The following is a 25652-nucleotide window of genomic DNA, read 5'->3' as shown; positions in this document are numbered from 1 at the left end:
TTAACCTCGTGCCTCTATATAGCTAGCCGCCAGAATTGCCAGCACCAACTGCTGGAAATCCAGGCCGGCTGCGCGTGCAGCCATGGGGACCAGGCTGTGGTCGGTCATGCCCGGCGCAGTGTTGACTTCAAGGAACCAGAAATCCCCCTGGTCATCCTGCATCACGTCTGCCCGCGCCCAACCGGCGATACCCAACGCCTCACAGGCTTTCGCCGTGAGGTCCATCAATTCCTGCTCTTTGGTTGCATCGAGGCCGCATGGGATCCGGTACTGGGTATCGGAAGCCACATACTTGGCGTCGTAGTCGTAAAAGGTGTGGGGCGTGCCCAATGCGATGGGCGGCAATACCTGGCCACGCAGGGTGGCGATGGTGTACTCGGGACCCTGGATCCACTGTTCCACCAACACTTGCGAATCGTAGGTACTTGCCGCTTTCCATGCGTCGATCAATTCGGCGGCCGAGTTCACTTTGGCCATGCCGATACTGGAGCCTTCATGGGCAGGTTTGACGATCAAAGGCAGGCCCAGTTCCTTGGCTGCAGAAATACAATCGTCTTCGCTGCACAGCACACTGTGACGCGGGGTCGGAATCCCCAGGCTGTGCCACACCTGCTTGGTGCGCAACTTGTCCATGGCCAGTGCCGAGGCGAGGATGCCGCTGCCGGTATAGGGAATGCCGGCGCACTCCAGCAAGCCTTGCATGCTGCCGTCTTCACCGCCACGGCCGTGCAGGATGATGAAGGCGCGATCGATCTTCTCGGCCTGCAGGCGGGCGAGGAAGTCATCGCCCACGTCGATACCAAAGGCATTCACGCCTGCACTTTGCAGGGCTTCAAGCACGGCATTGCCGGACTTGAGCGACACTTCGCGCTCAGCACTCTTGCCGCCGAACAGCACCGCCACACGGCCGAAATCGGCAGGCGCGATGGTGGAGAACAGGGAGCCGTAGTCAGTGATCATTTCGACTTCCCCTTGGCCACGGCGAAGAGCGGGCTCGCCAACAATTTAGGGGCAAGGCCGCCGATATCACCGGCACCCTGGCACAGCAGGATGTCGCCGGCGCGCAGCAGCGGCTTGACGATTGGCGCCAGGTCGACACCCCGCTCGATGTAGATCGGGTCCAACTGGCCGCGCTGGCGGATGCTGTTGCACAGCTTGCGGCTGTCGGCGCCGGGGATCGGTTCTTCACCGGCCGGGTAGACTTCCATCAGCAGCAGCACGTTGGCATCGGCCAATACATTTACAAAGTCGTCGTACAGGTCGCGGGTGCGGCTGTAGCGGTGCGGCTGGTAGACCATCACCAGGCGACGCTCCGGCCAACCACCGCGCACAGCCTTGATCACGGCCGCAACTTCGGTCGGATGGTGACCGTAGTCGTCCACCAGCATCACTTCCCCGCCTTCTACCGGCAACTGGCCGTAGACCTGGAAACGCCGGCCCACGCCGGCAAAGCCCGACAGGCCTTCGACGATGGCTTCATCACTGACGCCTTCATCGGTGGCAATGCAGATGGTTGCCAGGGAATTGAGCACATTGTGGTTGCCCGGCATGTTCACCGACACGTCCAACGGTTCGCGATCCGGGCGCAGCACGGTGAAGAACGTCTGCATGCCTTGCTGGCGAACATTGATCGCGCGCACGTCAGCATCTTCGCTGAAGCCGTAGGTCACAGTCGGGCGCTTGACCAATGGCAGGATTTCACGCACCACCGGATCGTCCAGGCACAGCACGGCCAAGCCGTAGAACGGCAGGTTGTGCAGGAACTCGACGAAGGTTTTCTTCAGTTTGTTGAAGTCACCGTCGTAGGTCGCCATATGGTCGGCGTCGATGTTGGTGACCACGGCGACCAAAGGTTGCAGGTGCAGGAAGCTGGCATCGCTTTCATCGGCTTCGGCGATCAGATAGCGGCTGGTACCCAGTTGTGCATTGGTACCTGCTGCATTCAGCCGGCCACCGATCACGAAAGTCGGGTCCAGGCCGCCGGCAGCGAACACCGAGGCGATCAGGCTGGTGGTGGTGGTCTTGCCGTGGGTACCGGCGACGGCGATGCCGTGGCGGTAGCGCATCAGCTCGGCCAGCATCTCGGCGCGTGGCACTACCGGAATACGGCGTTCAAGGGCAGTGGCCACTTCCGGGTTGGAAGTGTTCACGGCGCTGGAAACCACCAGTACATCAGCTTGCGCGGCGTTCTCGGCACGGTGGCCGATAAAGATCTGCGCGCCGAACGATTCCAGGCGCTCGGTGACCGGCGAGGTCTTGAGATCGGAGCCGGAAACCTGGTAACCCAGGTTCAGCAACACCTCGGCGATCCCGCACATGCCCACGCCGCCGATACCGACGAAGTGGATGCGACGGATGCGGCGCATTTCCGGTTGCGGCATGGCTTTTTGATTCTCAACCATGGGCCACCTCCAGGCAGATATCGACCACGCTGCGGGTGGCGTCGGGTTTGGCCAGGCGGCTTGCGGTGCTCGCCATGCTGTTCAGTCGTTCGGGTTGCATCAAAACCTCAGTCAGGCGAGCGGCCAGGTCGGCGGCGCCAGTCGTTCTTTGCGGCAGCAGGAAGGCAGCGCCCTCTGCGGCCAAATATTCGGCGTTGCGGGTCTGGTGATCGTCAATCGCGTGGGGCAAAGGCACCAGCAAGGACGGCAGACCGGCGGCAGCCAGTTCACTGACGGTCAACGCACCTGCGCGACAGACCACCAGGTCGGCCCAGCCATAGGCATGGGCCATGTCTTTGATAAAGGGCTCTACCGTTGCCTCGACCCCGGCCTCGCGGTAGCGGCCAGCGGTCACTTCATCGTGGTTCTTGCCAGCCTGGTGGAAGATCTCGGGACGCAGGTCCACAGGCAGTTGCGCCAGCGCTTCTGGCAGCAATTTGTTCAACGGCTCGGCGCCCAGGCTTCCGCCCAGGATCAGCAGGTGAGCCTTGCGCCCGACCAGGGCCTGGCGGGTAATGTCCATGAACAGTTCGGTACGCACCGGGTTGCCGGTGGTGCGTCGCTTGTCCATGGCCGCAAACGTATTCGGGAACGCCTCGCACACCCGCGCGGCCAATGGCGCCAACAGACGGTTGGCCGTACCGGCCACGGCATTCTGTTCGTGGACGATCACTGGCACACCACACAAGCGCGCAGCCACACCGCCGGGACCGGTGACATAGCCACCAAAACCCAGCACACAAACCGGTTTCAATTCACGGATGACCTTGCACGCCTGCCACACCGCCTTGAGCAACACGAACGGCGCCTTGAGCAGTGACAACTTGCTCTTGCCGCGCAGGCCGCTGACGTTGATCAGGTGCAGGGACAAACCGGCAGCCGGGACCAACTCATTTTCAATGCCACGCGGTGTGCCCAGCCAATGCACGGTGTAGCCACGGGCCTGGAACTCACGGGCACAGGCCAGCGCCGGGAACACGTGGCCGCCGGTGCCGCCAGCCATGATCAGCACGTTAGCGCCCATGGGTCGGCTCCTCGGCAAAGTCGCTCTCGCTGAATTCCATCTCTTCGCTGCCCAAATGGGTTCGACTCTCCCATTCGATACGCAGCAACAAGCCGAGACAGGCACAGCAGATCACCAACGAGCTGCCGCCGTAGCTGAGGAACGGCAAGGTCAGGCCCTTGGTCGGCAGCAGGCCGACGTTCACGCCGATGTTGATCAGGAACTGGCCGATCCACAGGAAGGCCAGGCCGTACGCTACATAGGCAGCAAAAAATTGTTTGGCTTTCTCGGCCCACAGGCCGATGTACATGGCCCGCACGCAGACGAACACGAACAGCCCGACGGTGGCCAGGGAGCCAACCACGCCCAGCTCTTCGGCGAGGACCGAGAACACGAAGTCGGTATGCGCTTCCGGCAGGTAGAACTGCTTCTGCACACTGTTGCCCAGGCCCACGCCCAACCACTCGCCGCGACCGAAGGCGATCAGTGCCTGGGTCAACTGGTAGCCGGAACCGAACTGGTCGGACCAGGGGTCGGTAAAGGTGATCAGTCGCGCCATCCGATAGGGTTGCGCCTGGACCAGGATCGTCACGGCGGCAACCGCCAGCCCGACCATCAAGGCAAAGCGGAACAGGCCCACGCCACCGAGGAACAGCATCGCCGCAGCCGCGCCCATCATCACCACGGTGGCGCCGAAGTCCGGCTCCATCAACAGCAGGCCGGCCATGGGCAGCAGCACGATGAACGGCTTGAAAAAGCCCATCCAGCTTTCACGCACTTCTTTCTGCCGGCGCACGAGGTAGCCGGCCAGGTAAATCACCACGAATACCTTGGCAATTTCCGAGGGCTGCACGTTGAAGGCACCGAAGCCAATCCAGCGCATCGAACCATTCACTTCACGGCCGATACCGGGGACGATCACCATCACCAGCAAGCCGAAGGCGCCGATCAGCATCAGCCAACCCAGGCGCTGCCAGGTGGCGATAGGAATCATCATGGTGACGATGCAGGCACCAAGACCGATCACCAGGTAAATCAGGTGGCGGATCATGTGGTACAGCGTGTTGCCCGACTGCACGGCGGCCACTTCCGAGGACGCCGAGGTGATCATCACCAGGCCCAGGCCCAGCAACGCCAGGCAACCGGCGAGCATCGGGAAGTCGAGGTCGATCCCGCGCCCGGTAATGATTGGCGACGGGTACGGCTTGATGATGTTTTTCAGGTCCAGACTCATGCCAAGCCCTCCACGGCGCGGGCGAACAACTGGCCGCGCTCTTCGTAGTTCTTGAACATGTCGAAACTCGCGCAGGCTGGCGACAGCAGCACTGCATCGCCCGGCTGGGCCAGGGCGCGGCATTGGGCGATGGCGTCGTCCAGCGAGGTGGCACGCACTTGCGGCACAGCGTCGCCCAGGGCAGCAGCGATCAAGTCGCTGTCACGGCCCATCAGCACCACCGCACGGCAATGGGCAGCCACCGGGTTCTTGAGGTCCTTGAAGTCGGCACCCTTGCCATCGCCACCGGCGATCAGCACCAGCTTGCCGTCGATATCGGCGCCCAGGCCTTCAATGGCGGCCAGTGCGGCACCGACGTTGGTGGCCTTGGAGTCGTTGTAGTAGCTCACGCCATCGAGGTCGCGTACCCACTGGCAGCGGTGTTCGAGGCCGGCAAAGGTGCGCAGGCTCGACAACATCGCATCGAACGGCAAGCCGACCGCGTGCCCCAGTGCCAAGGCCGCCAGGGCATTGGATTGGTTATGGGCGCCACGGATCTTCAGTTCACGCACCGGCATCAGGTTCTGGAATTCGAAGGCCAGGTACTTCTCGCCACTCTCTTCCCGGATACCAAAGGCCTTGAAGTCAGGTTTGCTCAAGCCGAAGGTCCAGCACGGCAGCCCCTCGCCCATCAGCGGACGACTCAGGGCATCCTGGCGATTGACCACCACTTGCCGCGCACCACGGAAGATCCGGTGCTTGGCCAGGTGATAAGCCGGCAGGCCGCTGTAGCGGTCCATATGGTCTTCGCTGACGTTCAACACGGTGGCCACTTCGGCGCCGAGTTGATCGGTAGTCTCCAGCTGGAAGCTAGACAGCTCCATGACGTACAGCTCGATATCGTCGCTGAGCAGGTCCAGCGCCGGCGTACCGAGGTTACCGCCCACGGCCACGCGCTTGCCGGCCGCTGCCGCCATCTCGCCGACCAGGGTAGTGACGGTGCTCTTGGCGTTGGAGCCGCTGATCGCCACGATCGGCGCCTTGGCGTTGCGGGCAAACAACTCGATATCGCCAGACAACTTCACGCCATGCGCTGCGGCGGCTTGCAGGGCCGGTGTAGCCAGGGCCAGGCCCGGGCTCACGTAGAGCTCGTCGGCACGGCACAGAAACTCGACATCCAACTCGCCACAACGCACTTCCACGTGCGGGTAGTCACGGCGCAGCGTGACCAGCTCCGGTGGATTTTCCCGCGTATCGGCCACGGCAAACGACGTGCCCCGGTTCGCCAGGAAGCGAACCAGGGACATGCCGCTCTTGCCGAGGCCGACAACGATGCGGAAGTGGTCAGAAGCGATCAGGGACACTCGTTTCTACCTCAGTTTCAGGGTGGCAAGGCCAACCAGCACAAGAATCACGGTGATGATCCAGAAACGGACAATCACACGCGGCTCAGGCCAGCCCTTGAGTTCAAAATGGTGATGAATCGGTGCCATACGAAACACGCGGCGGCCGGTCAACTTGAAGGACGCTACCTGGATCACTACCGACAGGGTTTCCATCACGAACACGCCGCCCATGATGAACAGGACGATTTCCTGGCGCACGATCACGGCAATGGTGCCCAGGGCCGCGCCCAGCGCCAGTGCGCCGACGTCGCCCATGAACACTTGCGCCGGGTAGGTGTTGAACCACAGGAATCCCAGGCCGGCGCCGATCAGCGCGCCGCAGAATACGATCAGCTCACCTGCGCCCGGTACATAAGGGATCAGCAGGTACTCCGCGAATTTCACGTTACCCGACAGGTAGCAGAAGATGCCCAGGGCGCCGCCCACCATGACCGTCGGCATGATCGCCAGGCCATCGAGGCCATCAGTCAGGTTGACCGCGTTGCTGGAGCCGACGATCACAAAGTAGGTCAGCACTACGAAGCCGACGCCCAACGGGATACTCACATCCTTGAGCATCGGAATCAGCAGGGTGGTTTCCACCGCACTTGGCGCAGTCATATAAAGGAAGATCGCCGCGCCCAGGCCGAATACCGATTGCCAGAAGTACTTCCAGCGGCTTGGCAGGCCCTTGGAGTTCTTCTCGATCACTTTGCGGTAGTCATCGACCCAGCCGATGGCACCGAAGAACAGGGTCACCAGCAACACCACCCACACGTAGCGGTTGGCCAGGTCGGCCCAGAGCAAGGTGCTGACACCGATGGACGACAGGATCAACGCCCCGCCCATGGTCGGCGTGCCAGACTTGGACAGATGCGACTGCGGGCCGTCATTGCGCACGGACTGGCCGATCTGCAGGTTTTGCAGAGTACGGATCATCCATGGCCCCAGAAACAGCGACAACGACAGCGCGGTCAGCACACCCAGGATCCCGCGCAGGGTCAGGTACTGAAAGACCGCGAAGCCTTTGTGGAACTGTTGCAGATACTCAGCCAGCAGCAGCAGCATTAATGTTTCTCCGTACTTGAGCCACACAAGGCCGCGACGACGTTTTCCATCACCGCGCTGCGCGATCCCTTGATCAAAATGGTTGTGTGTTTTTCTTGTTCGGCGCCGACCAGCGCCTGGATCAATTCAGCCTGGGTCGCGAAATGCCGGGCAGCGGAGCCAAACGCAGCTACGGCGTGGGCCATATTCGTGCCCACGGCATACAGTGCGTCGACCTTGCCGGCGGCATAGGCGCCGACTTCACGATGGCCTTGCTCGGCCCACTCGCCCAGCTCACCAATATCGCCAAGCACCAACACCTTGCGCCCGGTAAAACCTGTCAACAGGTCGACGGCGGCACAGATCGAGGACGGGTTGGCGTTGTAGGTATCGTCGATCACCCGAATGCCGCTGCTGGTCAACTGCGCAACAGTGCGGCCCTTGACCGGTTGCACGGCGCCAAGACCCGTGGCAATCCCGAACAGCGACACGCCCAGGGCATAAGCCGCAGCCGCTGCGGCCAGGGCATTGGCCACGTTATGGTTACCCAACAGATTCAGTTGGACGTGCTCGTCACCTTGCGGGCTGTGCAGGGTGAAGGCCGGGCAGCCACGGGCATCGACGGTGATGCGCGAGGCGTGGAAATCAGCGGCGGCGTTATGCACGGCAAAGGTCAGGACCTTGCGACCGGCGGCACGTACACGCCAGGTTTCGAAAGCCTTGTCGTCCAGGTTCAGTACCGCGGTGCCCGAAGCGTCGAGGCCTTCAAGGATTTCGCCCTTGGCTTCGACAATTTTCTCGGGGCCACCAAACTCGCCAACGTGGGCGGTGCCGGCGTTATTGATGATGGCGACGTGCGGCCGGGTCATGGCCACGGTGTAGGCAATTTCGCCAATGCGCGACGCGCCCAACTCGATCACCGCCGCCGTGTGTTCCGGGGCCAGTTCGAGCAGGGTCAGCGGTGCGCCAAAATCGTTATTGAGGTTGCCACGGGTGGCCAGCACCGGCCCGCGCGTGCGCAAGATGCCGGCGAGCAATTCCTTGACCGTGGTTTTACCACTGGAGCCGGTGATCGCAGCCACCGGGTTGGTAAACGCTGCGCGGTTAAGGGCCCCCAACTGGCCAAGGGCCAGGCGCGTATCGGCCACCAGCAATTGCGGCAAGGTCGAATCAGCCACTTCGCGCTGCACCAGAGCGCCGACCGCGCCCTTGGCGGCCACTTCGTTCAGGTAGTCATGACCGTCGAAACGCGGTCCGGCCAGCGCAACAAACAATTGCCCCGGTTTGATCGCACGACTGTCGATGCTGACGCCGTCGAAACTGCAATCGCTCGACAGGACGCGGGCCGCCAGGGCCTGGGTCAGTTCGCTGAATGTCATGGCCTTAAGCATGGGCAACCTCCCATGCGGTCAAGGCGTGATCAGCCTCGACCAGATCGGAGAAGGCATGGCGCTCGCCGTTGATTTCCTGATAGTCCTCATGCCCTTTACCGGCCAGGACCACCACGTCGTCTGCGCTGGCGCTGGCGATCAATTGGGCAATGGCAGCACCGCGACCGGCAACAAAGGTCACCTGGGAGGCGTCTTTGAAGCCTGCACGAATATCATCGAAAATCTGGCTCGGCGCTTCGCTGCGCGGGTTGTCATCAGTCACCAGCACACCATCGGCCAGGCGTTCGACAATCTCGGCCATCAAGGGGCGCTTGCCGCGATCACGGTCACCGCCGCAGCCGAACATGCACAGCAACTTGCCCTTGGCGTGCGGGCGCAGGGCTTCGAGTACTTTTTCCAGGGCATCCGGGGTGTGGGCGTAATCGACCACCACCAGCGGTTGCGTCCCGCCCCCCAGGCGTTGCATGCGCCCGGCCGGGCCTTCGAGTTTGGGCAGTACGCGCAGGATTTCATCCAGGGCGTAATCCAGGCCCAGCAAAGCGCCGATGGCAGCAAGGACATTGCTCAGGTTGAAGCGGCCCAGCAAAGTGCTGCGCAAGTGATGCTCGCCCTGGGGCGTGACCAGCGTTGCAAGCACGCCTTCATCATTGAACTGGGCTTCGCGGCAATACAGGTAGGCGCTGGAGTCTTCCAGGCTGTAGCTGATCAGGCGCGATTCACTTTTTTCAGCGGCCAGTTGGCGACCGAATGCATCGTCCAGGTTGACCACCCGGCACTTGAGGTCATTCCAGCCGAACAGCTTGGCCTTGGCCGCAGCGTAGGCCTCCATGTTGCCGTGGTAGTCCAGGTGGTCGCGGGACAGGTTGGTCATCACCGCCACGTCGAAGGCCAGCGCGGTCACCCGGCCTTGATCCAGGCCATGGGACGAAACTTCCATGGCAACCGCCTTGGCGCCGGCCTTTTTCAGGTCGGCCAGGGTCGCTTGCACGGCAATCGGGTTCGGCGTGGTGTGCAGGCCGCTTTGCAGCGCGCCGTAGAAACCGGTGCCCAGGGTACCGACGATGCCGCAGTGCTGACCCAGCAGGTCCAGTGCCTGCGCCACCAACTGGGTAACGCTGGTCTTGCCATTGGTGCCGGTAACGCCAATCAGGTTGAGCTGGCGGCTCGGGTCGCCATAAAAGCGCCCGGCGATGTCCGACAGCTGTGCCGCCAGGCCCTTGACCGGGATCAGCGGCACATCGGTGATTGGCAGGACGGTGGCGCCTTCAACTTCATAGGCCACCGCTGCCGCACCGCGCTGCAAGGCGTCGGCAATGTGTGCACGACCATCGAGTTTGCCACCCGGCACGGCCAGGAACAGGTCGCCGGCACGTACATTGCGGCTGTCCAGGCTCAGTTCGCGAATCAACAGATCGCGGCCAGCGTGGGCGAAAATCTTGTTCAGGCTAAGAGACATCAGCCGCGCCCTCCATTGGCTTTTACCGCTGCGGCCGGTGGTCCGGCGTTGGCTTGTTGGGTCGGCGGCAGGTTGTCCGGCGTGATGTTCATCAAGCGCAGGGTGCCGGACATGACTTTGCTGAATACCGGTGCCGAGACCAGGCCACCGTAGTAGCCGGCCTTGCTCGGCTCATCAATGACCACGACGATGGCATAGCGCGGATCGCTCATGGGACCGAAGCCTGCGAACAGCGAACGGTAGGAGTTTTCCGCGTACCCCTTAGTGCCCACCGAAGTCTTACGCGCGGTACCGGACTTGCCGGCCACGTGATAGGCCGGGACCTGTGCACGGAACACACCACGCGGCGCCTCGATCACCTGTTGCAGCATGGTCTGCATAGTCTTGGCGACGTTTTCCGGGATGACCTGTTCGGATTTCGGCGCTTCGTCCACGTGGATCAGGCTCAACGGCGTCATGCGGCCATTGTTGGCCAGCACGGAAAAAGCGTGGGCCAACTGGATCGCCGTCACCGACAGGCCATAGCCGTAGGACAGGGTCGCAGTCTCGGCCTTGCGCCACTCACGGTAGTTGGGCAGGTTACCGACGCGCTCGCCCGGGAAGTCTAGGCCGGTGGGCTGGCCCAGGCCGATCTTCTGCGCCAGGTGGTAGATGGTCTCGCCGCCGATATCAAAGGCGACTTTACTCATGCCCACGTTACTGGAATTGATCAGGATGCCGGTCAGGTCCAGCACCGGGCCTTCGCTGCGCGATACGTCGCGAATGGTGTATTTGCCCAACTGCAGGGTGCCTGGATACACCTCGACCTTGTCGGTCGGCTTCCAGCGCCCGCTTTCCAGGGCCGCACTCATGGAGATGGCTTTCATGGTCGAGCCCGGCTCGAACACGTCGATCATCGCGCGGTTGCGCATCATCGCCGGTTGCAGGTTGCGACGGTTGTTCGGGTTATAGGTCGGCTGGTTGACCATGGCCAGGATCTCGCCGGTCTTCACATCCATGATCACCAGACTGCCGGCCTTGGCGCCGTTCTCGATGATCGCGTTGCGCAGCTCACGGTTGGCCAGGTATTGCAAACGCAGGTCAATCGACAACGCCAAGGGCTTACCGGCCTTGGCGTTTTTGGTGACTTGGACATCCTTGATCAGTCTGCCGCGCCGATCCTTGATGACCTGCCGCTTGCCGGGAACCCCGGCCAGCCACTCGTCGTAGGCAAGTTCCACCCCTTCGCGGCCATGATCATCAATGTCGGTGAAGCCGACCATGTGGGCAGTGGTTTCACCGGCCGGGTAGAAGCGGCGGAATTCCTCGATACCATAGACACCGGGGATTTTCAGGTCGAGTACGCCTTGACCCTGCTCGGGGGTGAGGCCGCGAACCAGGTAGATGAATTCTTTATTGGCCTGGGCCTCAAGACGTTCCTTGAGGGCCTTGGGGTCCTGGCCGAGGGCGTGGGCCAGCTCGGTCCACTTGTCCTTGGCGACTTGCAGTTCCTTGGCGTTGGCCCACAGGGTGGTTACCGGGGTGCTGACAGCCAGGGGTTCGCCGTTACGGTCGGTGATCAGGCCGCGGTGCGCAGGAATCGGGATATGCCGCAGGCTGCGGGCATCGCCCTGGCCGATCAGGAAGTCGCGGTCCACCACCTGCAAGTCGACGATGCGCCAGACAATCGCGCCCACCATCAATGCGAGCAAGCCCAGCACGACGCGGAAGCGCCACGGGTAGAGTGCGCCTTCGAGTTTCATCATGGCGCCACCATGCGTACTTCTGCTGCGCCAGGAATGTGCATCTTCAGTTGCTCGGCAGCCAGCACTTCGATCCGGCTGTGGGCCGTCCAGGTGCTTTGCTCCAGAATCAGCCGACCCCATTCCGCCTGCGCCTTGTCGCGCACGCTCAATTCGCCGTACAGGCTATTGAGCAACTGACGGTTCCAGTGGGCGCTGTAGGACACCGCAATCGCGGACACCAGCACGCCGACATACAGCAGCATCATAAAGAAGCTGCCGCCCGGAAGGGGCTTGGCGAAAAGCTTGCTCACCGCAGCTTCTCCGCGACGCGCATGACGGCGCTACGGGAACGCGGGTTGGCCTTGAGTTCGGCTTCGGAAGCGAACTGCGCTTTGCCATGGATTTTGATTTTCGGCACAAAGGCTTCGAAACGTACCGGCAGGTTGCGCGGCAGGTTGTCGGTTTCGCCCTTGACCAGACGACGCATGAACAGTTTGACGATGCGGTCTTCCAAGGAGTGGAAACTGATCACCACCAGGCGACCACCCACTTCCAGGGACTCCAGGGCAGCCTCAAGGCCAGCCTCCAGGTCACCCAGTTCGTTGTTGACGTGAATGCGCAGGCCCTGGAAGGCACGGGTCGCCGGGTTTTTGCCCTTTTCCCACGCAGGGTTGGCGACTTTCAGCACTTCGGCCAGGTCGGCAGTGCGTTCGAACGGCTGGATTTCCCGGCGCTCGACCACGGCACGCGCCATGCGGCCGGCGAAACGCTCTTCGCCGTATTCCTTGAACACGCGGGTAATTTCTTCGTGGGGCGCACTGGCGATGAACTGCGCAGCACTGATGCCACGGCTCGGGTCCATGCGCATATCGAGCGGACCATCATTCATGAAACTGAAGCCGCGCTCAGGGTCGTCCAACTGCGGCGAAGACACGCCCAGGTCCAGCAAGACCCCGGCCACCTTGCCCGCCATGCCCCGCTCGGCGACTTCCGCGCCCAGCTCGGCAAAGCTGCGCTGCACAACGACAAAGCGGCCGTCTTCGGCCGCTAGCGCTTGCCCGGTGGCAATCGCCTGGGGATCCTTGTCGAACCCGAGGAGTTTGCCCTCCGAGCCAAGCTGGCTGAGGATCAAGCGACTGTGCCCGCCGCGCCCGAATGTGCCATCCAGATAGCAGCCATCAGGGCGCACGGCGAGAGCCTCGACGGCTTCGTCAAGCAGCACGGTGATGTGGTTAAAGCCGCTATCAATAGTCACAGGATCAAATCACGCAGTTCATCAGGCATGGCGCCCGGTTGTTGAATAGCAGCCAGGTCAGCTGCAGAAACAGCATCCCAGGCATCTTCGTCCCACAATTGGAACTTGTTCAGTTGGCCTACCAGCATCGCGCGCTTGTCGAGCTTGGCGTATTCGCGCAGACGCGGCGGAACCAGGAAACGACCACTGCCATCGAGTTCGAGGTCGACGGCATTACCAATCAGCAAGCGTTGCAGGCGACGGTTCTCTTCACGCAACGAAGGCAGAGCGCGCAACTTGGTTTCAATCAACTCCCACTCATCGAGCGGGTAAACACACAAACATGGATCAACGGCATCAATCGTGATGATTAACTGGCCTGAACTTCGCGAAATGAGCTCGTCACGATACCGGCTCGGCATGGCGAGACGGCCTTTTGCATCGAGACTGATAGCGTTAGCTCCGCGAAACACAGATGCGTTTCTCCAAATATTAGCGTTTTACGTTCAAAAAACCCACTTTGTGCCACTTTCCGCCACTTGCGCACACTATAGGAATGCGCCCACCACACCGTCAAGGCGCGGATTAAAGGAAAAGCCTTACAGAACGGAGATTTAGGAGCGTAAAAGGAGGAGAAACGAGAGTTCAGCGATGTTTTTGACTCGATAATCCCAAGCAGCTCAAAGAGCTAGAGCTTGAAGTTAAAGTAATTTATTAAGAGTAAGATTTTTTCGGTATTACGAAGACGCATCTGCCAATGATTTGGCAGGGAGGGATTCTTGCGTTACTACCTGGTTTCTGCCCGAGACTCGTGCAGAAGTAAAAAGGTGGAGAGTCGATCTATAAGCCGGGTTCTGTCTTGAACAGTCATTCGTCTACGATGGCCATCACTGGACATCTTTAGCAACCTACCCGGTTCCAGCGCGGGCCACGCCTTGGAACCCTATTTGGTCTTGCTCCAAGTGGGGTTTACCTAGCCACGAACTGTTGCCAGTCGTGCGGTGCGCTCTTACCGCACCTTTTCACCCTTACCGGCACCGAAGTGCTTAGGCGGTTATTTTCTGTGGCACTTTCCGTAGGCTCACGCCCCCCAGGCATTACCTGGCACTTCGCCCTATGGAGCCCGGACTTTCCTCCCCCCCCTAATTTTCATAGAGGGCAGCGACTGTCCAATCGACTCTCCGCCGCGAAGGTTAACGGCACGGCGGCCTTAGAACAAGTATTAAAAGACAGCATTGCCATCATGTGCCGACGTCGTGCACGTTAAACCCGGAACTATTCGCTCTTTTGCTTATCAAGCGCAGCCTGATACAACACGTTCTTGCGCACCCCGGTTATTTCCGCCGCCAGGGCCGCCGCACGCTTGAGCGGCATTTCCTTGAGCAACAGGTCCAGCACGCGCATGGCTTCGCTGCCCACGGCATCTTCACTTTCCGGCGCACTCCAGCCTGCGACCAGCACCACACACTCGCCGCGCTGCTGATTGCTGTCACCTTCGACAAAGGCGCACAGCTCTTCCAGCGGCAAGCCCTTGAGGGTTTCAAAAGTCTTGGTCAACTCCCGCGCCAGCAGGGCCAGGCGCTCGCCACCAAAGACCAGCTCCATGTCCTGCAGGCACTCAAGGATGCGGTGCGGTGCTTCGTAGAAGATCAGGGTGCGCGGCTCTTCTTTTAACAACTCCAGGCGCGCGCGACGCCCCACGGCCTTGGCAGGCAGGAAGCCTTCGAAGATAAAGCGATCAGACGGCAAGCCCGCCGCCGACAAAGCCGCAATCAACGCGCACGCCCCGGGAACAGGGACTACATTGATACCAGCGGCACGAGCCTGACGCACGAGATGGTAGCCAGGGTCGGAGATCAGTGGAGTACCGGCATCGGAAATCAACGCCACGTCGTCCCCCGCCAACAGGCGGGTAATAAAGCGGCTGCCCTCGTCACGCTCGTTATGTTCATGGCAAGCCGCCAAGGGCGTGGTAATACCAAAGTGCTGCATCAGGCGCAGCGAGTGCCGAGTGTCTTCCGCCGCAATCAACTTGGCTTCGCGCAACACCTTCAGCGCCCGCGCGCTGATGTCGTCCAGGTTGCCAATCGGCGTCGCCACCACAAAAAGCGAGCCAGCAGTGGAATTCAAAGGACCTGGAGCAGTCAAAGCGCACACCTCGAAGATTGGCAAAAGCCATATTGTAGCGCGTAGACGTCAAGAAAATGCGCCAACGGGGTAGCGTCCATCGGGTCTGTTTGCGGCGGTTACTGACGCCCTGCAACATTTAAACGATCTAAATAGACGGTTTCACGCCAGTAACATCGCGCCCCGGCCAGTGCTTGGGTACAATTCCACGCTAATTTGATCGGTATCAGGAACACTTACATGATCGCTTGCCTGCGGCTGTTCTCTGCCCTTTGCCTGGCTGCCCTGTTGGCGGCTTGCGCAAGCTCGCCCTCGTCAAGCCTTGGCGAACTCCCACGGACCCCGGATGCCACGATCGAGCAACTGCTCGAACAGGCGACTTCGGCCAAGACTCCGGAAAAAGCTGCACTGCTGCGCCTGAGCGCAGCTGACATGGCCTTCCACCAGAACAATCCCGGCCGCTCGGCGCAGATTCTCGCGCAAGTGCCACTGGACAGCCTCAAGCCGGCGGCCCAGGTCTTTGCCAGCACCCTGACTGCAGAGCTGGCCATGACCCGCAACCAGCCCAAGGCGGCGCTGACGGCGTTGAGCCATCCGAGCCTGCAAAACCTCAAGGAGTTGCCGCCGGAGCAACAGGTCCGCACCGGCACCGTACACGCCCGCGCCTATGAAGCCGACGGCCAGACCCTGGCCGCAGCCCGCGAACGCGTGGACATCGCCCCGCTGCTGACGGGAGATGCCGCCGCTAGCAATCACGAGGCCATCTGGAGCCTGATTGCTGCTGTGCCTGGTGAACAATTGCAGGCCAGCGGCAACCCGACACTCGATGGCTGGATCAGCCTGGCCCAGGCCGTCAAGAACGCCGGTACCCTGGAGCAGCAACAAGCCGCCATCGACACCTGGCGTGCGCAGAACCCTGCGCACCCGGCGGCGGTGCAACTGCCCCTGCCGCTGACCAAGCTCAAGGAGCTGGCAAGCCAGCCACTGAACAAAATCGCCCTGCTGTTGCCGCAGCAAGGCCCGTTGACCAACGTGGCCAAGGCTTTGCGCGAAGGCTTCATGGCCGCGCACTACCAGGCGCAACAGGCCGGGCAGAAACCACCGACCATCGAGTTCTATGACAGCTCACGGGTCAGCTCCCTCGATGAGTTCTACAAAAAGGCCCAGGCTGACGGCGTGCAACTGGTGATCGGCCCGCTGGAAAAACCGCTGGTCAAGCAACTCAGCACCCGTGCGCAGTTGCCCATCACCACCCTGGCCCTGAACTACAGCGAAGGCGATCAAGCACCTGCACAACTGTTCCAGTTCGGCCTGGCAGCCGAGGACGAAGCCCGCGAAGTATCACGTCGTGCCCGCGCCGATGGCCTGCACCGCGCTGCGGCCATGGTGCCGAAAGGCGAATGGGGCGACCGCGTACTCAAGGCCTTCCGCCAGGACTGGGAAGCCAATGGCGGCACCCTGATCGGTGTCGAGCATGTCGACCAGCCCGTCGCCCTGGCCCAGCAGATCGCCGACCTGTTCAAGCTGCGCCAGAGCGAAGGCCGCGCCAAGAGCCTGCAAAGCACGGTCGGCGCTGACGTCGCCGCACAGCCATCGCGCCGCCAGGACATCGAGCTCATCTTCCTCGCCGTGACGCCACAGCAGGCCCAGCAGATCAAGCCAACGCTGAACTTCCAGTACGCGGGCGATGTGCCGGTGTATGCCACCTCCCACGTGTACAGCGCCAGCGGCGACAAGAACCAGTACAACGACATGAACGCCATCATGTTCTGCGAGACGCCGTGGCTGCTCAACACCACCGACCCACTGCGCAACCAGGTCACCGCACAATGGCCACAAGCCAATGGCAGCCTGGGCCGCCTGTACGCGATGGGTGTTGATGCCTACCGCCTGGCACCGCGCCTGGGCCAGCTCAAGGCGCTGCCGGATACCCGCATCGATGGCCTTTCCGGCAACCTGGGGATGAGCCAAAGCCAACGGATCGAGCGCCAACTGCCGTGGGCCAAGTTTGTCAGTGGCCAGGTCGAACGCCTGCCCGATACCCCGCGCTGATGCCCCTACGCTCCAGCGCACAAAGCGGCAAGGATGCCGAACAACAAGCACTTGAACACCTGCAACAACAGGGTCTGCGCCTGCTGGCGCAGAACTGGTTGTGTAAACGCGGCGAGCTTGATCTGGTCATGCTTGACGGCGATACAGTAGTATTTGTCGAAGTCCGCTACAGAAAATACGCACAATGGGGTGGCGCACTCGCCAGTATCGACGAGCGCAAACGCCAAAAGCTGATACTCGCCGCGCAGTTTTTCCTGCTCAGTGAACGTCGCTGGGCTGACTCCCCCTGCCGTTTCGATGTGGTTGCCATGGAAAGCACGCCCCACGGAACCACTGATCTGAACTGGCTGCGCAACGCCTTCGACGGCTGAGCACCACCGGGACGGATCGGACATCTTCACCGCACACTTTTGCTCTTTGCTTTGCGGGCTGCACATTCGTGTGCCATACAGCCGCGCTACTTAAGGTCACACAGATGGACATGCAATCCCGAATTCGCCAGCTTTTCCAGGCCAGTATCGATACCAAGCAACAGGCGATGGACGTACTTGCACCGCACATCGAGCAAGCCAGCCAGGTCATGGTCAACGCCCTGCTCAACGAAGGCAAAATGCTTTCGTGTGGCAACGGTGGTTCGGCCGGCGACGCCCAGCACTTTTCCTCCGAGCTGCTCAACCGCTTTGAGCGCGAGCGGCCGAGCCTGCCGGCCATCGCCTTGACCACCGATTCGTCGACGATCACCTCGATCGCCAACGACTACAGCTACAACGAAATCTTTTCCAAACAAATCCGTGCCCTCGGCCAACCGGGCGATGTGCTGCTGGCTATTTCCACCAGCGGCAACTCGGCGAACATTATTCAAGCGATCCAGGCCGCACATGATCGCGAAATGATTGTCGTAGCATTGACCGGCCGCGACGGTGGCGGCATGGCCTCGCTGCTGCTGCCCGAAGACGTGGAGATCCGCGTCCCGGCCAATGTCACTGCACGTATTCAGGAAGTCCATCTGCTGACGATCCACTGCCTGTGCGATCTGATCGACAGCCAACTGTTCGGGAGTGAAGAATGACCGTTAACCGCCTCAGCCTTTTGGCCATCACGCTGTGCCTCGGTATCAGCGGCTGCACCTCGGCCATCACCGCGACCCGCGACACACCGATCCAGGACGACCGGGGCACGCGCACCTTTGGTAGCAAGATCGATGACTCGCTGATCGAAACCAAGGTCGGCGTCAACGTCGCCAAGGCCGCACCCGACCTGGGCAACGGCGCATCGCGTATCGTCGTGACCAGCTTCAACGGCATCGTGCTGCTCGCCGGGCAAACCCCGCGCGCCGACCTCAAGACCCAGGCCGAACAAGCCGCCGCAACTGTGCAACGGGTCAAGAAGGTCCACAACGAATTGCAGGTCACGCAGCCGATCACGCTGCTGGCAATCAGCAACGATGCGGTGCTGACCACCAAGATCAAGGCGCAGATGTTGACCGACAGCGCGATTCCCGGCTCTCGGATCAAAGTCGTGACTGATAACGGTATCGTCTACCTGATGGGACTGTTGACTCAACAGGAAGCCACTCGCGCAACCAACCTGGTGCAGGGTGTGTCCGGCGTACAGAAAATCGTCAAGCTGTTCGAATACATCGACTGATGTAATCACCAGCCACAAAAAAGGGCGCCGCGCATTGACTGCACGGCGCCCTTTTTAATGGCTGGCGGTTACTGGTACTGCTGGTATGGATTGCCCTGGAACTGGTTGTTCTGCTGCTGTTGCTGCTGTGCAGGCTGACCATATTGCTGACCAGGGATCGGGCCGAGGTTGACCTCGACGCGACGGTTCTGTGCGCGGCCGTTGACGTCGGCGTTGCTGGCAATCGGGTTATCCGGGCCGGCACCGCGGGTGGTCAGGTTGGTCGGACTCACACCTTGGGATGTCAGGTAATTGGCCACGCTTTGCGCACGACGCTGGGACAGGTCCATGTTGAGCTGGCGACTGCCGGTGCTGTCGGTGTAGCCGACAATCTGAATGGTGTTCTGGTTGAACTGCTTGAGCGAGTTGGCCAAGTTATTCAGCGGGGAGTAGAAGCTGCTGGCAATTGCATCGGAGTTGGTCGCGAAGGTGATGTTACCCGGCATGATCAACTTGATCTGGTCACCCTGGCGCTGCACCTCGACACCGGTATTGGCCATGCTTTCACGCAATTTCTTTTCCTGCTGGTCGGCGTAATAGCCATAACCTGCGGCACCGATACCGGCCACCGCTGCGCCGATCAGCGCGCCCTTGCCACGATTATCATGGCCAATGGCCGCACCAGCCAACGCGCCAGCCAGCGCGCCGAGGCCGCCGTACTTGGCGGTTTTGCTCATGCCTTGTGAACCGCTGTCCGCCTGCCCCTGGCTGCCATCGTAAGGGTTAGGGGAAGCACAGCCCGACAACAGGGCTACCGCTGTAGCAACAACAAGCAGACGACGCGAAGTGAACATGAAGGAAGCTCCTACTTTTGCATTCTGTGATGCAGAGGACATTGGCAATGGACCTGTGCCGAGCTTGGAACGCGACAAACGACAAAAATTCCATGCCCGGCCTCTGCCCTGTAACAAAAGATGGAGACCGGTGCGCTTACCTGAACACTAGCAGAGCCTCGCCATATCAGGCCCTGACAAACGGATTTTCGCGCATTTCATCCCCCAGTCGCGTATCCGGACCATGCCCCGTCACCACGGTCGCGTCCTCATCCAGGGTATACAGGCGCTGCTGGATCGAGCGAACGATGGTCGCCTGGTCGCCGCCCCACAAATCCGTACGCCCTACCCCGCGCCGGAACAAGGTATCCCCGGCGATCAGCAGCTTGGCATCGGCAAACCAGAAACTCATGGAGCCCGGTGTATGCCCGGGTGTGTGCAAGGCCACCCCGCAGCCACACGCCAACTCTTCATCATCGGCCAGCCAGCGATCCGGCGACGGCACCGGCGTGTAGGGCACGCCGAACATCTGGCATTGCATCTCCAGGTTATCCCACAGGAACTGATCTTCCTTGTGCAGGTGCAGCGTGGCACCGGTCTTCTCCTTCAATTGGCCGGAAGCCAGGAAGTGATCCAGATGCGCATGGGTATGAATGATGCTCACCACCTTCAAGCCCAGCGCGTCGAGCCGCGCCAGGATCAATTCATGGTTGCCACCCGGATCGACCACGATGGCCTTCTTGCTGATCGGGTCGCCGATGATCGTGCAGTTGCACTGCAAAGGGCCGACAGGAAATGTCTCGCGAATCACTTGGAGCTTTGCAGCGTGCATAAGAGGTCCGTCCTAACTATTAGCCCGAGCGGCGTGCAGCTTTTTATAGCTGTCGATCAACCGCAGGTGTCGGTCCAGGCCTTCGAGCTTCATGCTGGTCGGCGTCAAGCCATGGAACCGCACGCGGCCATCCACCGAACCGATGGCGGCATCCATGCGCTCATTGCCAAACATGCGACGCAAGTTAGCCTCGTAGTCTTCCAATTCCAGGTCCTCGTCCAGTTGCATCTCCAGCACCGCATTCACCGCCTGGTAGAACAGGCCGCGTTCGACGGTGTTGTCGTTGTACTGCAGGAACATCTCCACCGCCTCTTTCGCCTCTTCAAACTGCTGCAAGGCGAGATAGATCAGCAGCTTCAACTCCAGGATGGTCAACTGCCCCCATGCGGTGTTGTCGTCGAACTCGATACCGATCAGGGTGGTGATATCGGTGTAGTCATCCAGTTCGCTTTCCACCAGGCGCTCGACCAGCGCTTGCAGGCCGTCCTCATCCAGGCTGTGCAGGTTGAGGATATCGGCGCGGAAGAACAACGCCTTGTTGGTGTTATCCCAGATCAGGTCGTCAACCGGATAGATTTCCGAATAGTCCGGCACCAGGATGCGGCAGGCCTTGGCGCCGATATGTTCGTAGACCGCCATGTAGACCTGCTTGCCCATGCCTTCGAGAATGCCGAACAAGGTCGCGGCTTCCTCGGCGTTGGAGTCTTCGCCCTGGCCGGAGAAGTCCCATTCCACGAATTCGTAATCGGACTTGGCACTGAAGAAGCGCCACGACACCACGCCACTGGAGTCGATGAAGTGTTCGACAAAGTTATTCGGTTCAGTCACCGCATGGCCTTCAAAGGTCGGCTGCGGCAAGTCGTTCAGGCCTTCGAAACTGCGGCCTTGGAGCAGCTCGGTCAAGCTGCGCTCCAGCGCCACTTCCAGGCTTGGGTGGGCACCGAACGAGGCAAACACACCACCGGTGCGCGGGTTCATCAGGGTCACGCACATTACCGGGAATTCACCGCCCAGGGAGGCGTCCTTGACCAGCACCGGAAACCCCTGTTCTTCCAGGGCCTGGATACCGGCGAGGATGCCTGGGTATTTGGCCAGCACGTGGGCCGGTACATCCGGCAGGGCAAATTCGCCTTCGATGATTTCGCGTTTCACCGCGCGCTCGAAGATCTCCGACAGGCACTGCACCTGGGCTTCCGCCAGGGTGTTACCGGCACTCATGCCGTTGCTCAGGTACAGGTTTTCGATCAGGTTTGAGGGGAAATACACCACCTCGCCATCCGACTGGCGCACAAACGGAAGCGAAACAATGCCGCGCTCTTCATTGCCAGAGTTGGTGTCGATCAGGTGCGAACCACGCAATTCGCCATCACGGTTGTAGATCTTCAGGCAGTACTCGTCGAGGATCTCAGTCGGCAGCGCATCTTTGCGGCCCGGCTTGAACCAGCGCTCGTCCGGATAATGCACAAACGCCGCGTTGGCGATGTCTTCGCCCCAGAACTGGTCGTTGTAGAAGAAGTTGCAGTTCAGGCGTTCGATAAACTCGCCCAGGGCCGACGCCAGTGCGCCTTCCTTGGTCGCGCCCTTGCCGTTGGTAAAGCACATCGGCGAATGGGCATCGCGGATATGCAGCGACCAGACATTGGGCACGATATTGCGCCACGAGGCGATCTCAATCTTCATGCCCAGGCCCGCGAGAATCGCCGACATGTTGGCGATGGTCTGCTCCAGCGGCAGGTCCTTGCCCGCGATATAAGTGCCCGCGTCCGAAGCAGAAGCCGGCATCAGCAACGCCTGGGCATCGGCGTCGAGGTTTTCCACCTCTTCGATGACAAACTCAGGCCCGGCCTGTACGACCTTCTTGACCGTACAGCGGTCGATGGAGCGCAGGATACCTTGGCGATCCTTGTCGGAAATATCCGCAGGCAACTCGACCTGGATCTTGAAGATCTGGTTGTAGCGGTTTTCCGGGTCGACAATGTTGTTCTGTGACAGACGGATATTATCCGTGGGGATGTTGCGCGTGCTGCAATACAACTTCACAAAGTAAGCCGCACACAACGCCGACGAAGCCAGGAAGTAGTCGAACGGACCGGGGGCCGAGCCATCGCCCTTGTAGCGAATCGGCTGGTCGGCCACCACGGTGAAGTCATCGAACTTGGCTTCAAGCCGGAGGTTGTCGAGAAAATTGACCTTGATTTCCATGCGGGATTACCAGAATAGCGGAGCAAACGAATTGGCCGCCATTATCCGGCTTTTGCGGCGCAAGTCTCCCCCTTACCCTAACAACCCCATCTCTTGCGCCCGCGCGACCGCCTGGGTGCGGCGCTCGACCCCCAGTTTGCTGTTGATATGACTGGCGTGGGTCTTAACGGTGTGCAGCGAGATAAACAGCTGGTTGCTGATTTCCTGGTTGGAGCAGCCTTGGGCGATCAACTGCAGCACCGCCAACTCACGGGCGCTCAAGGTTTCGCTGGAGTGGCTGGTTTCGACCGGCTCGCGCGGGGCAACCGCCGGCAGCAGGGCCCACAGGCTTTGCCGCAGCAAGTCACTCGGCGCCTGGCCCAGTTGCTCGCGCACCCAGTCGGGATAACGCTCCAACAGGCGCTGGAAGGGTTGCAACGCGCCGCCGCTCGCCATTTGCCGGGCCCGGGCAAAAACCGGCCGGGCTGACGCTGCCTGACCGTCATCCAGCAACAACAGGACGTGTTGGTTCAGGGCCATCACCGCGATCATCTGCTGGCCCTTGTCTTCAGCCTGCCGGGCGAGCGCATCGAGCCGACGCAGGGCGCTTTCGGACTGACCACGAATGGCCTCCAGGGCCGCCTGTTGCAGTTCGATATGTTGCGGCAGATGTGGGTGAAACTCCGGGGCGGCCGCTGCCTGCTCGCCGTTATAGGTTTGCCCCAGGCGGGCCAGCCAGGCATCGGCCAGGTCGGTACGCCCCTGGGCCAGCCACAACTCGCATTTGATCAGGGTAATCATGGCCAGGTAGTAGATCGGCGGCACGTCCCAGATGTGCATCAGCCGCTCGGCTTCGGCCAGCTCGGCAAAAGCCTTGGGAAAGTCGCCACGGCGCCCTTCAAAGTTGGCAATGACACAGTGCCCGATCAACACGCTGATATCTCGGCAGGCACGGGCTTCAGCCAACCCCGTACGCAAACGCAACAGGCCGGTTTCCGGCTGGCAACGCATCAGCAGCAGGAACCCTTCATACAATGACAGGCGTGCGCGCACCGCATACAGGCGTTGAGGCGCCAGGCCCTGCAAGCGTTGCAGGCCCTCGCGCACCTCATCCAGGGAACGCAGGATTTCCCCGCGCGCCTGCAGCACGCGCGCCCGGTCGTAATGGGCCAGGGCCTCGAACAGCGGGTTGCCAACACGTTGCGCCAGCTCCAGGGATTCACGATTCAAGCCACGCGCGCGCCAAAGGTCGGCATCGACGATGGCCAGGTTCGACAAGGTCGACAGGCACATCAAGCGCTGGCCGTAACGCTTGTGCGGCAGGCTTTCCAGGGCTTCGCTGCAATACAGCTGGGTCAACTCGCGATTGCCGCGGCCACGGGCAATGATGCCGCTGAGGGCCAGCCACTGGGCCAGCATCGACTTCTGCGCCGTGGCCGACGGTGCCGGCAGGAAGCGACTGAGGTGGCTGGACAACTCCTCTGCTGCGTCCAACTGACAGGCCAGCCCCAACGCCCAGCTATAAAGCACGATCAAGCGTGGCGTGCTGATCAACAGGCTATCGGGCAGGTCCATCTTCCAGCGCAGGAGCATGCCGACGTTCTGCTCGGCCAACAATTGCTCTTCGGACAGGTTCTGCACCAGGTTCGCCGCCACATCCAGATGCCCCGCGCGCAGGGCCTGCTCCACCGCCTCATCAAGCAAACCCTGGGCATTGAACCAGCGACAGGCGCGCAAGTGCAGGCTGGCGGCCGGCAGCATCGCGTTCGGTGAACGCCGGGTGCGCAGCAAATCGGAAAACAGGTGGTGATAGCGATACCAGTGGCCCTGCTCGTCCAGCGGCACCAGGAATACTTGGTGGGCTTGCAAGTAGCGCAGGATTTCCGCGCTGTCATGGGCCTCACGCACGGCGTCGCACAGCTCGCTGCAAAAACGCTCCTGGGAAGCGGTGTCATAGAGGAAGGCCTGGACCTCTGGCGGCAGGCAGTCGATCACCTCTTCCAGCAGATAGTCACGGATCAGCCCTTCCCCACCATGCAGGCCTTGGGGCAGGTCGGCCTCGCTGCCGGCTTCGGAGGCCGCCAACAACCAAAAACGCAGGCCGGCCACCCAGCCTTCGCTACGGCGGATCAGGTTGTCCAGCGCTTCACCGCGCAACGAGCTGCTATGGCGGTCGAGCAAGGCCAAGGATTCATCGTTGGTCAGGCGCAGGTCCTGCTCATGCAACTCCAGCAAATGCCGCGATAGGCGCAGCCGCGCCAAATGCCAGTCGGGACGCTGGCGGCTGGTGACCAGCACCAACAGGCCATCGGGCAGATGATTGAGAAAAAATTGCAGGCAGCGATCCAGCACCGGACCCTGGGCCAGATGGTAGTCATCCAGCACCAGTAACAACGGCGTGCGTGTAGACAGATGGACAGTCAATTCATCGAGCAAGCCATCGAGCCATTCTTCAAAGGCAAATGGCTGATGGCGCTGGCGCATTTTCAACAAGCCCAGGGCCTGGTTGCCGACCTGCGGGAAGTACTGCTGCAAACCCTCCAGCAAACGCTCAAGGAAGCGCCCCGGATCACTGTCCCGCGAACTGAGGCCCAACCACAGGCTTTGCCAGTGGTCAGGCAGGCTTTGGCAGAACTCCACCGCCAGCGAACTCTTGCCAAACCCGGCCGGCGCGCTGACCAACAGCAAACGGCCCTCCAGGCCCGCGCTCATACGCTCACACAGGCGCGGGCGCAGCACATAGCCGTCGGGTAGCGGGGGTCGATAGAAGCGCCCTTCCAGCGTGGGGATTACCGTGCTGGCAGGCCCTTGGATTCGGGACAGATCAGTCATCGCCGGGCTCTTGTAATAGGCTGTGGTCGGCATTGCAGATGTCGGCAGACTAGCGTTAAAAGCGGCAGCTTTGTAGATCTTTGCAACATTTGTCTGAAAAAGACTACAACAAAAAATAACCAACCATTTTCCGGGTAGCCGAAAACAAATGTGGGAGCGGGCTTGCTCGCGATAGCAGTGTGTCAGTCACTGGTGAATTGACTGAACCACCGCTATCGCGAGCAAGCCCGCTCCCACACAAGCCCGCCCCCACAGGTGCGGACTTGTTTACCGCT

21 protein-coding genes and 1 other RNA gene are annotated in these 25652 nt (G+C 61.1%); 4 read left to right on the top strand and 18 right to left on the bottom strand.

Annotation, left to right across the window (positions count from 1 at the left end):
• The 14 genes from FJD34_RS04380 to rsmI form a co-directional block, all read right to left on the bottom strand.
• On the bottom strand, positions 1-960 hold the full coding sequence (locus FJD34_RS04380) for a D-alanine--D-alanine ligase (RefSeq protein ID WP_032860038.1): 960 nt from the start codon (positions 958-960) through the stop codon (positions 1-3).
• On the bottom strand, positions 957-2402 hold the full coding sequence (murC, locus tag FJD34_RS04375) for a UDP-N-acetylmuramate--L-alanine ligase (protein WP_032860039.1): 1446 nt from the start codon (positions 2400-2402) through the stop codon (positions 957-959). The genes FJD34_RS04380 and murC overlap by 4 nt, the downstream gene beginning before the upstream one ends.
• Positions 2395-3465, bottom strand: coding sequence for an undecaprenyldiphospho-muramoylpentapeptide beta-N-acetylglucosaminyltransferase (gene murG / locus FJD34_RS04370; protein ID WP_032860040.1), 1071 nt, complete (start codon positions 3463-3465; stop codon positions 2395-2397). The genes murC and murG overlap by 8 nt, the downstream gene beginning before the upstream one ends.
• A complete protein-coding gene (ftsW, locus tag FJD34_RS04365; RefSeq protein WP_029297828.1) occupies positions 3455-4678 on the bottom strand; it encodes a putative lipid II flippase FtsW in 1224 nt (407 codons plus the stop codon). Before ftsW ends, murG begins: the two co-directional genes overlap by 11 nt.
• Positions 4675-6021 carry a UDP-N-acetylmuramoyl-L-alanine--D-glutamate ligase gene (gene murD, locus FJD34_RS04360; RefSeq protein WP_090292006.1) on the bottom strand — a complete coding sequence of 449 codons (1347 nt, stop codon included), beginning with the start codon at positions 6019-6021 and terminating at the stop codon, positions 4675-4677. Before murD ends, ftsW begins: the two co-directional genes overlap by 4 nt.
• Positions 6022-6027: 6 nt before the next feature.
• Positions 6028-7110, bottom strand: coding sequence for a phospho-N-acetylmuramoyl-pentapeptide-transferase (gene mraY, locus FJD34_RS04355; RefSeq protein WP_032860042.1), 1083 nt, complete (start codon positions 7108-7110; stop codon positions 6028-6030).
• On the bottom strand, positions 7110-8480 hold the full coding sequence (locus tag FJD34_RS04350; protein WP_090292008.1) for a UDP-N-acetylmuramoyl-tripeptide--D-alanyl-D-alanine ligase: 1371 nt from the start codon (positions 8478-8480) through the stop codon (positions 7110-7112). The genes mraY and FJD34_RS04350 overlap by 1 nt, the downstream gene beginning before the upstream one ends.
• On the bottom strand, positions 8473-9936 hold the full coding sequence (locus FJD34_RS04345) for a UDP-N-acetylmuramoyl-L-alanyl-D-glutamate--2,6-diaminopimelate ligase (protein ID WP_032860044.1): 1464 nt from the start codon (positions 9934-9936) through the stop codon (positions 8473-8475). The genes FJD34_RS04350 and FJD34_RS04345 overlap by 8 nt, the downstream gene beginning before the upstream one ends.
• Positions 9936-11678, bottom strand: a complete 1743-nt coding sequence (locus FJD34_RS04340) for a peptidoglycan D,D-transpeptidase FtsI family protein (protein ID WP_167360833.1) — start codon at positions 11676-11678, stop codon at positions 9936-9938. The genes FJD34_RS04345 and FJD34_RS04340 overlap by 1 nt, the downstream gene beginning before the upstream one ends.
• Positions 11678-11971 (bottom strand): cell division protein FtsL, encoded by a 294-nt coding sequence (gene ftsL / locus FJD34_RS04335; RefSeq protein ID WP_029297818.1) that lies wholly within the window; start codon positions 11969-11971, stop codon positions 11678-11680. Before ftsL ends, FJD34_RS04340 begins: the two co-directional genes overlap by 1 nt.
• Positions 11968-12915 carry a 16S rRNA (cytosine(1402)-N(4))-methyltransferase RsmH gene (gene rsmH, locus FJD34_RS04330; protein WP_065944194.1) on the bottom strand — a complete coding sequence of 316 codons (948 nt, stop codon included), beginning with the start codon at positions 12913-12915 and terminating at the stop codon, positions 11968-11970. Before rsmH ends, ftsL begins: the two co-directional genes overlap by 4 nt.
• Complete coding sequence (mraZ, locus tag FJD34_RS04325) at positions 12912-13367, bottom strand: division/cell wall cluster transcriptional repressor MraZ (protein WP_003171868.1); 456 nt, start codon at positions 13365-13367, stop codon at positions 12912-12914. The genes rsmH and mraZ overlap by 4 nt, the downstream gene beginning before the upstream one ends.
• 354 nt (positions 13368-13721) lie before the next feature.
• Positions 13722-14075: RNase P RNA component class A (gene rnpB / locus FJD34_RS04320), an RNA gene on the bottom strand.
• 94 nt (positions 14076-14169) lie between these two features.
• The gene (gene rsmI, locus FJD34_RS04315) at positions 14170-15042 is read right to left on the bottom strand and encodes a 16S rRNA (cytidine(1402)-2'-O)-methyltransferase (protein ID WP_090292010.1); all 873 of its coding nucleotides are present in this window, start codon (positions 15040-15042) and stop codon (positions 14170-14172) included.
• Positions 15043-15261: 219 nt separating this feature from the next.
• On the opposite strand from rsmI, the gene FJD34_RS04310 reads away from it, so the two are divergent.
• The 4 genes from FJD34_RS04310 to FJD34_RS04295 all read left to right on the top strand — a co-directional run bounded on the left by FJD34_RS04310 (position 15262) and on the right by FJD34_RS04295 (position 18720).
• A complete protein-coding gene (locus FJD34_RS04310; RefSeq protein ID WP_090292012.1) occupies positions 15262-17073 on the top strand; it encodes a penicillin-binding protein activator in 1812 nt (603 codons plus the stop codon).
• Positions 17073-17444, top strand: a complete 372-nt coding sequence (locus FJD34_RS04305; protein ID WP_032860049.1) for a YraN family protein — start codon at positions 17073-17075, stop codon at positions 17442-17444. Before FJD34_RS04310 ends, FJD34_RS04305 begins: the two co-directional genes overlap by 1 nt.
• Positions 17445-17548: 104 nt before the next feature.
• Entirely contained in the window at positions 17549-18142 is a 594-nt protein-coding gene (locus FJD34_RS04300; protein ID WP_003171862.1) for a phosphoheptose isomerase, read from the top strand.
• A complete protein-coding gene (locus tag FJD34_RS04295; protein WP_032860050.1) occupies positions 18139-18720 on the top strand; it encodes a BON domain-containing protein in 582 nt (193 codons plus the stop codon). The genes FJD34_RS04300 and FJD34_RS04295 overlap by 4 nt, the downstream gene beginning before the upstream one ends.
• A gap of 68 nt (positions 18721-18788) precedes the next feature.
• On the opposite strand, the gene FJD34_RS04290 is transcribed toward FJD34_RS04295, so the two are convergent.
• The 4 genes from FJD34_RS04290 to FJD34_RS04275 form a co-directional block, all read right to left on the bottom strand.
• Positions 18789-19553 carry an OmpA family lipoprotein gene (locus FJD34_RS04290; RefSeq protein ID WP_032860051.1) on the bottom strand — a complete coding sequence of 255 codons (765 nt, stop codon included), beginning with the start codon at positions 19551-19553 and terminating at the stop codon, positions 18789-18791.
• A gap of 166 nt (positions 19554-19719) precedes the next feature.
• A complete protein-coding gene (locus FJD34_RS04285; RefSeq protein WP_090292014.1) occupies positions 19720-20364 on the bottom strand; it encodes an MBL fold metallo-hydrolase in 645 nt (214 codons plus the stop codon).
• A 12-nt stretch (positions 20365-20376) separates the two neighbouring features.
• On the bottom strand, positions 20377-22566 hold the full coding sequence (locus FJD34_RS04280; protein WP_065944197.1) for an OsmC domain/YcaO domain-containing protein: 2190 nt from the start codon (positions 22564-22566) through the stop codon (positions 20377-20379).
• A 72-nt stretch (positions 22567-22638) separates the two neighbouring features.
• Positions 22639-25377: a LuxR C-terminal-related transcriptional regulator gene (locus tag FJD34_RS04275; RefSeq protein ID WP_090292017.1), complete on the bottom strand. Its 2739-nt coding sequence runs from the start codon at positions 25375-25377 to the stop codon at positions 22639-22641.
• Positions 25378-25652 lie beyond the last annotated feature (275 nt).

It is taken from the genome of Pseudomonas brenneri (genome assembly GCF_007858285.1).
In the GTDB taxonomy this organism is placed as follows: domain Bacteria; phylum Pseudomonadota; class Gammaproteobacteria; order Pseudomonadales; family Pseudomonadaceae; genus Aquipseudomonas; species Aquipseudomonas brenneri.
This window is presented reverse-complemented; position numbering and strand designations above follow the sequence as displayed.

What these genes read in the sequence shown, in the direction of transcription:
- FJD34_RS04380 (WP_032860038.1), bottom strand. Translation starts at nt 960, where the DNA reads ATGATCACTGACTACGGCTCCCTGTTCTCCACCATCGCGCCTGCCGAT.
- murC (WP_032860039.1), bottom strand. Translation starts at nt 2,402, where the DNA reads ATGGTTGAGAATCAAAAAGCCATGCCGCAACCGGAAATGCGCCGCATC.
- murG (WP_032860040.1), bottom strand. Translation starts at nt 3,465, where the DNA reads ATGGGCGCTAACGTGCTGATCATGGCTGGCGGCACCGGCGGCCACGTG.
- ftsW (WP_029297828.1), bottom strand. Translation starts at nt 4,678, where the DNA reads ATGAGTCTGGACCTGAAAAACATCATCAAGCCGTACCCGTCGCCAATC.
- mraY (WP_032860042.1), bottom strand. Translation starts at nt 7,110, where the DNA reads ATGCTGCTGCTGCTGGCTGAGTATCTGCAACAGTTCCACAAAGGCTTC.
- FJD34_RS04350 (WP_090292008.1), bottom strand. Translation starts at nt 8,480, where the DNA reads ATGCTTAAGGCCATGACATTCAGCGAACTGACCCAGGCCCTGGCGGCC.
- FJD34_RS04345 (WP_032860044.1), bottom strand. Translation starts at nt 9,936, where the DNA reads ATGTCTCTTAGCCTGAACAAGATTTTCGCCCACGCTGGCCGCGATCTG.
- FJD34_RS04340 (WP_167360833.1), bottom strand. Translation starts at nt 11,678, where the DNA reads ATGAAACTCGAAGGCGCACTCTACCCGTGGCGCTTCCGCGTCGTGCTG.
- FJD34_RS04310 (WP_090292012.1), top strand. Translation starts at nt 15,262, where the DNA reads ATGATCGCTTGCCTGCGGCTGTTCTCTGCCCTTTGCCTGGCTGCCCTG.
- FJD34_RS04305 (WP_032860049.1), top strand. Translation starts at nt 17,073, where the DNA reads ATGCCCCTACGCTCCAGCGCACAAAGCGGCAAGGATGCCGAACAACAA.
- FJD34_RS04300 (WP_003171862.1), top strand. Translation starts at nt 17,549, where the DNA reads ATGGACATGCAATCCCGAATTCGCCAGCTTTTCCAGGCCAGTATCGAT.
- FJD34_RS04295 (WP_032860050.1), top strand. Translation starts at nt 18,139, where the DNA reads ATGACCGTTAACCGCCTCAGCCTTTTGGCCATCACGCTGTGCCTCGGT.
- FJD34_RS04290 (WP_032860051.1), bottom strand. Translation starts at nt 19,553, where the DNA reads ATGTTCACTTCGCGTCGTCTGCTTGTTGTTGCTACAGCGGTAGCCCTG.
- FJD34_RS04285 (WP_090292014.1), bottom strand. Translation starts at nt 20,364, where the DNA reads ATGCACGCTGCAAAGCTCCAAGTGATTCGCGAGACATTTCCTGTCGGC.
- FJD34_RS04280 (WP_065944197.1), bottom strand. Translation starts at nt 22,566, where the DNA reads ATGGAAATCAAGGTCAATTTTCTCGACAACCTCCGGCTTGAAGCCAAG.
- FJD34_RS04275 (WP_090292017.1), bottom strand. Translation starts at nt 25,377, where the DNA reads ATGACTGATCTGTCCCGAATCCAAGGGCCTGCCAGCACGGTAATCCCC.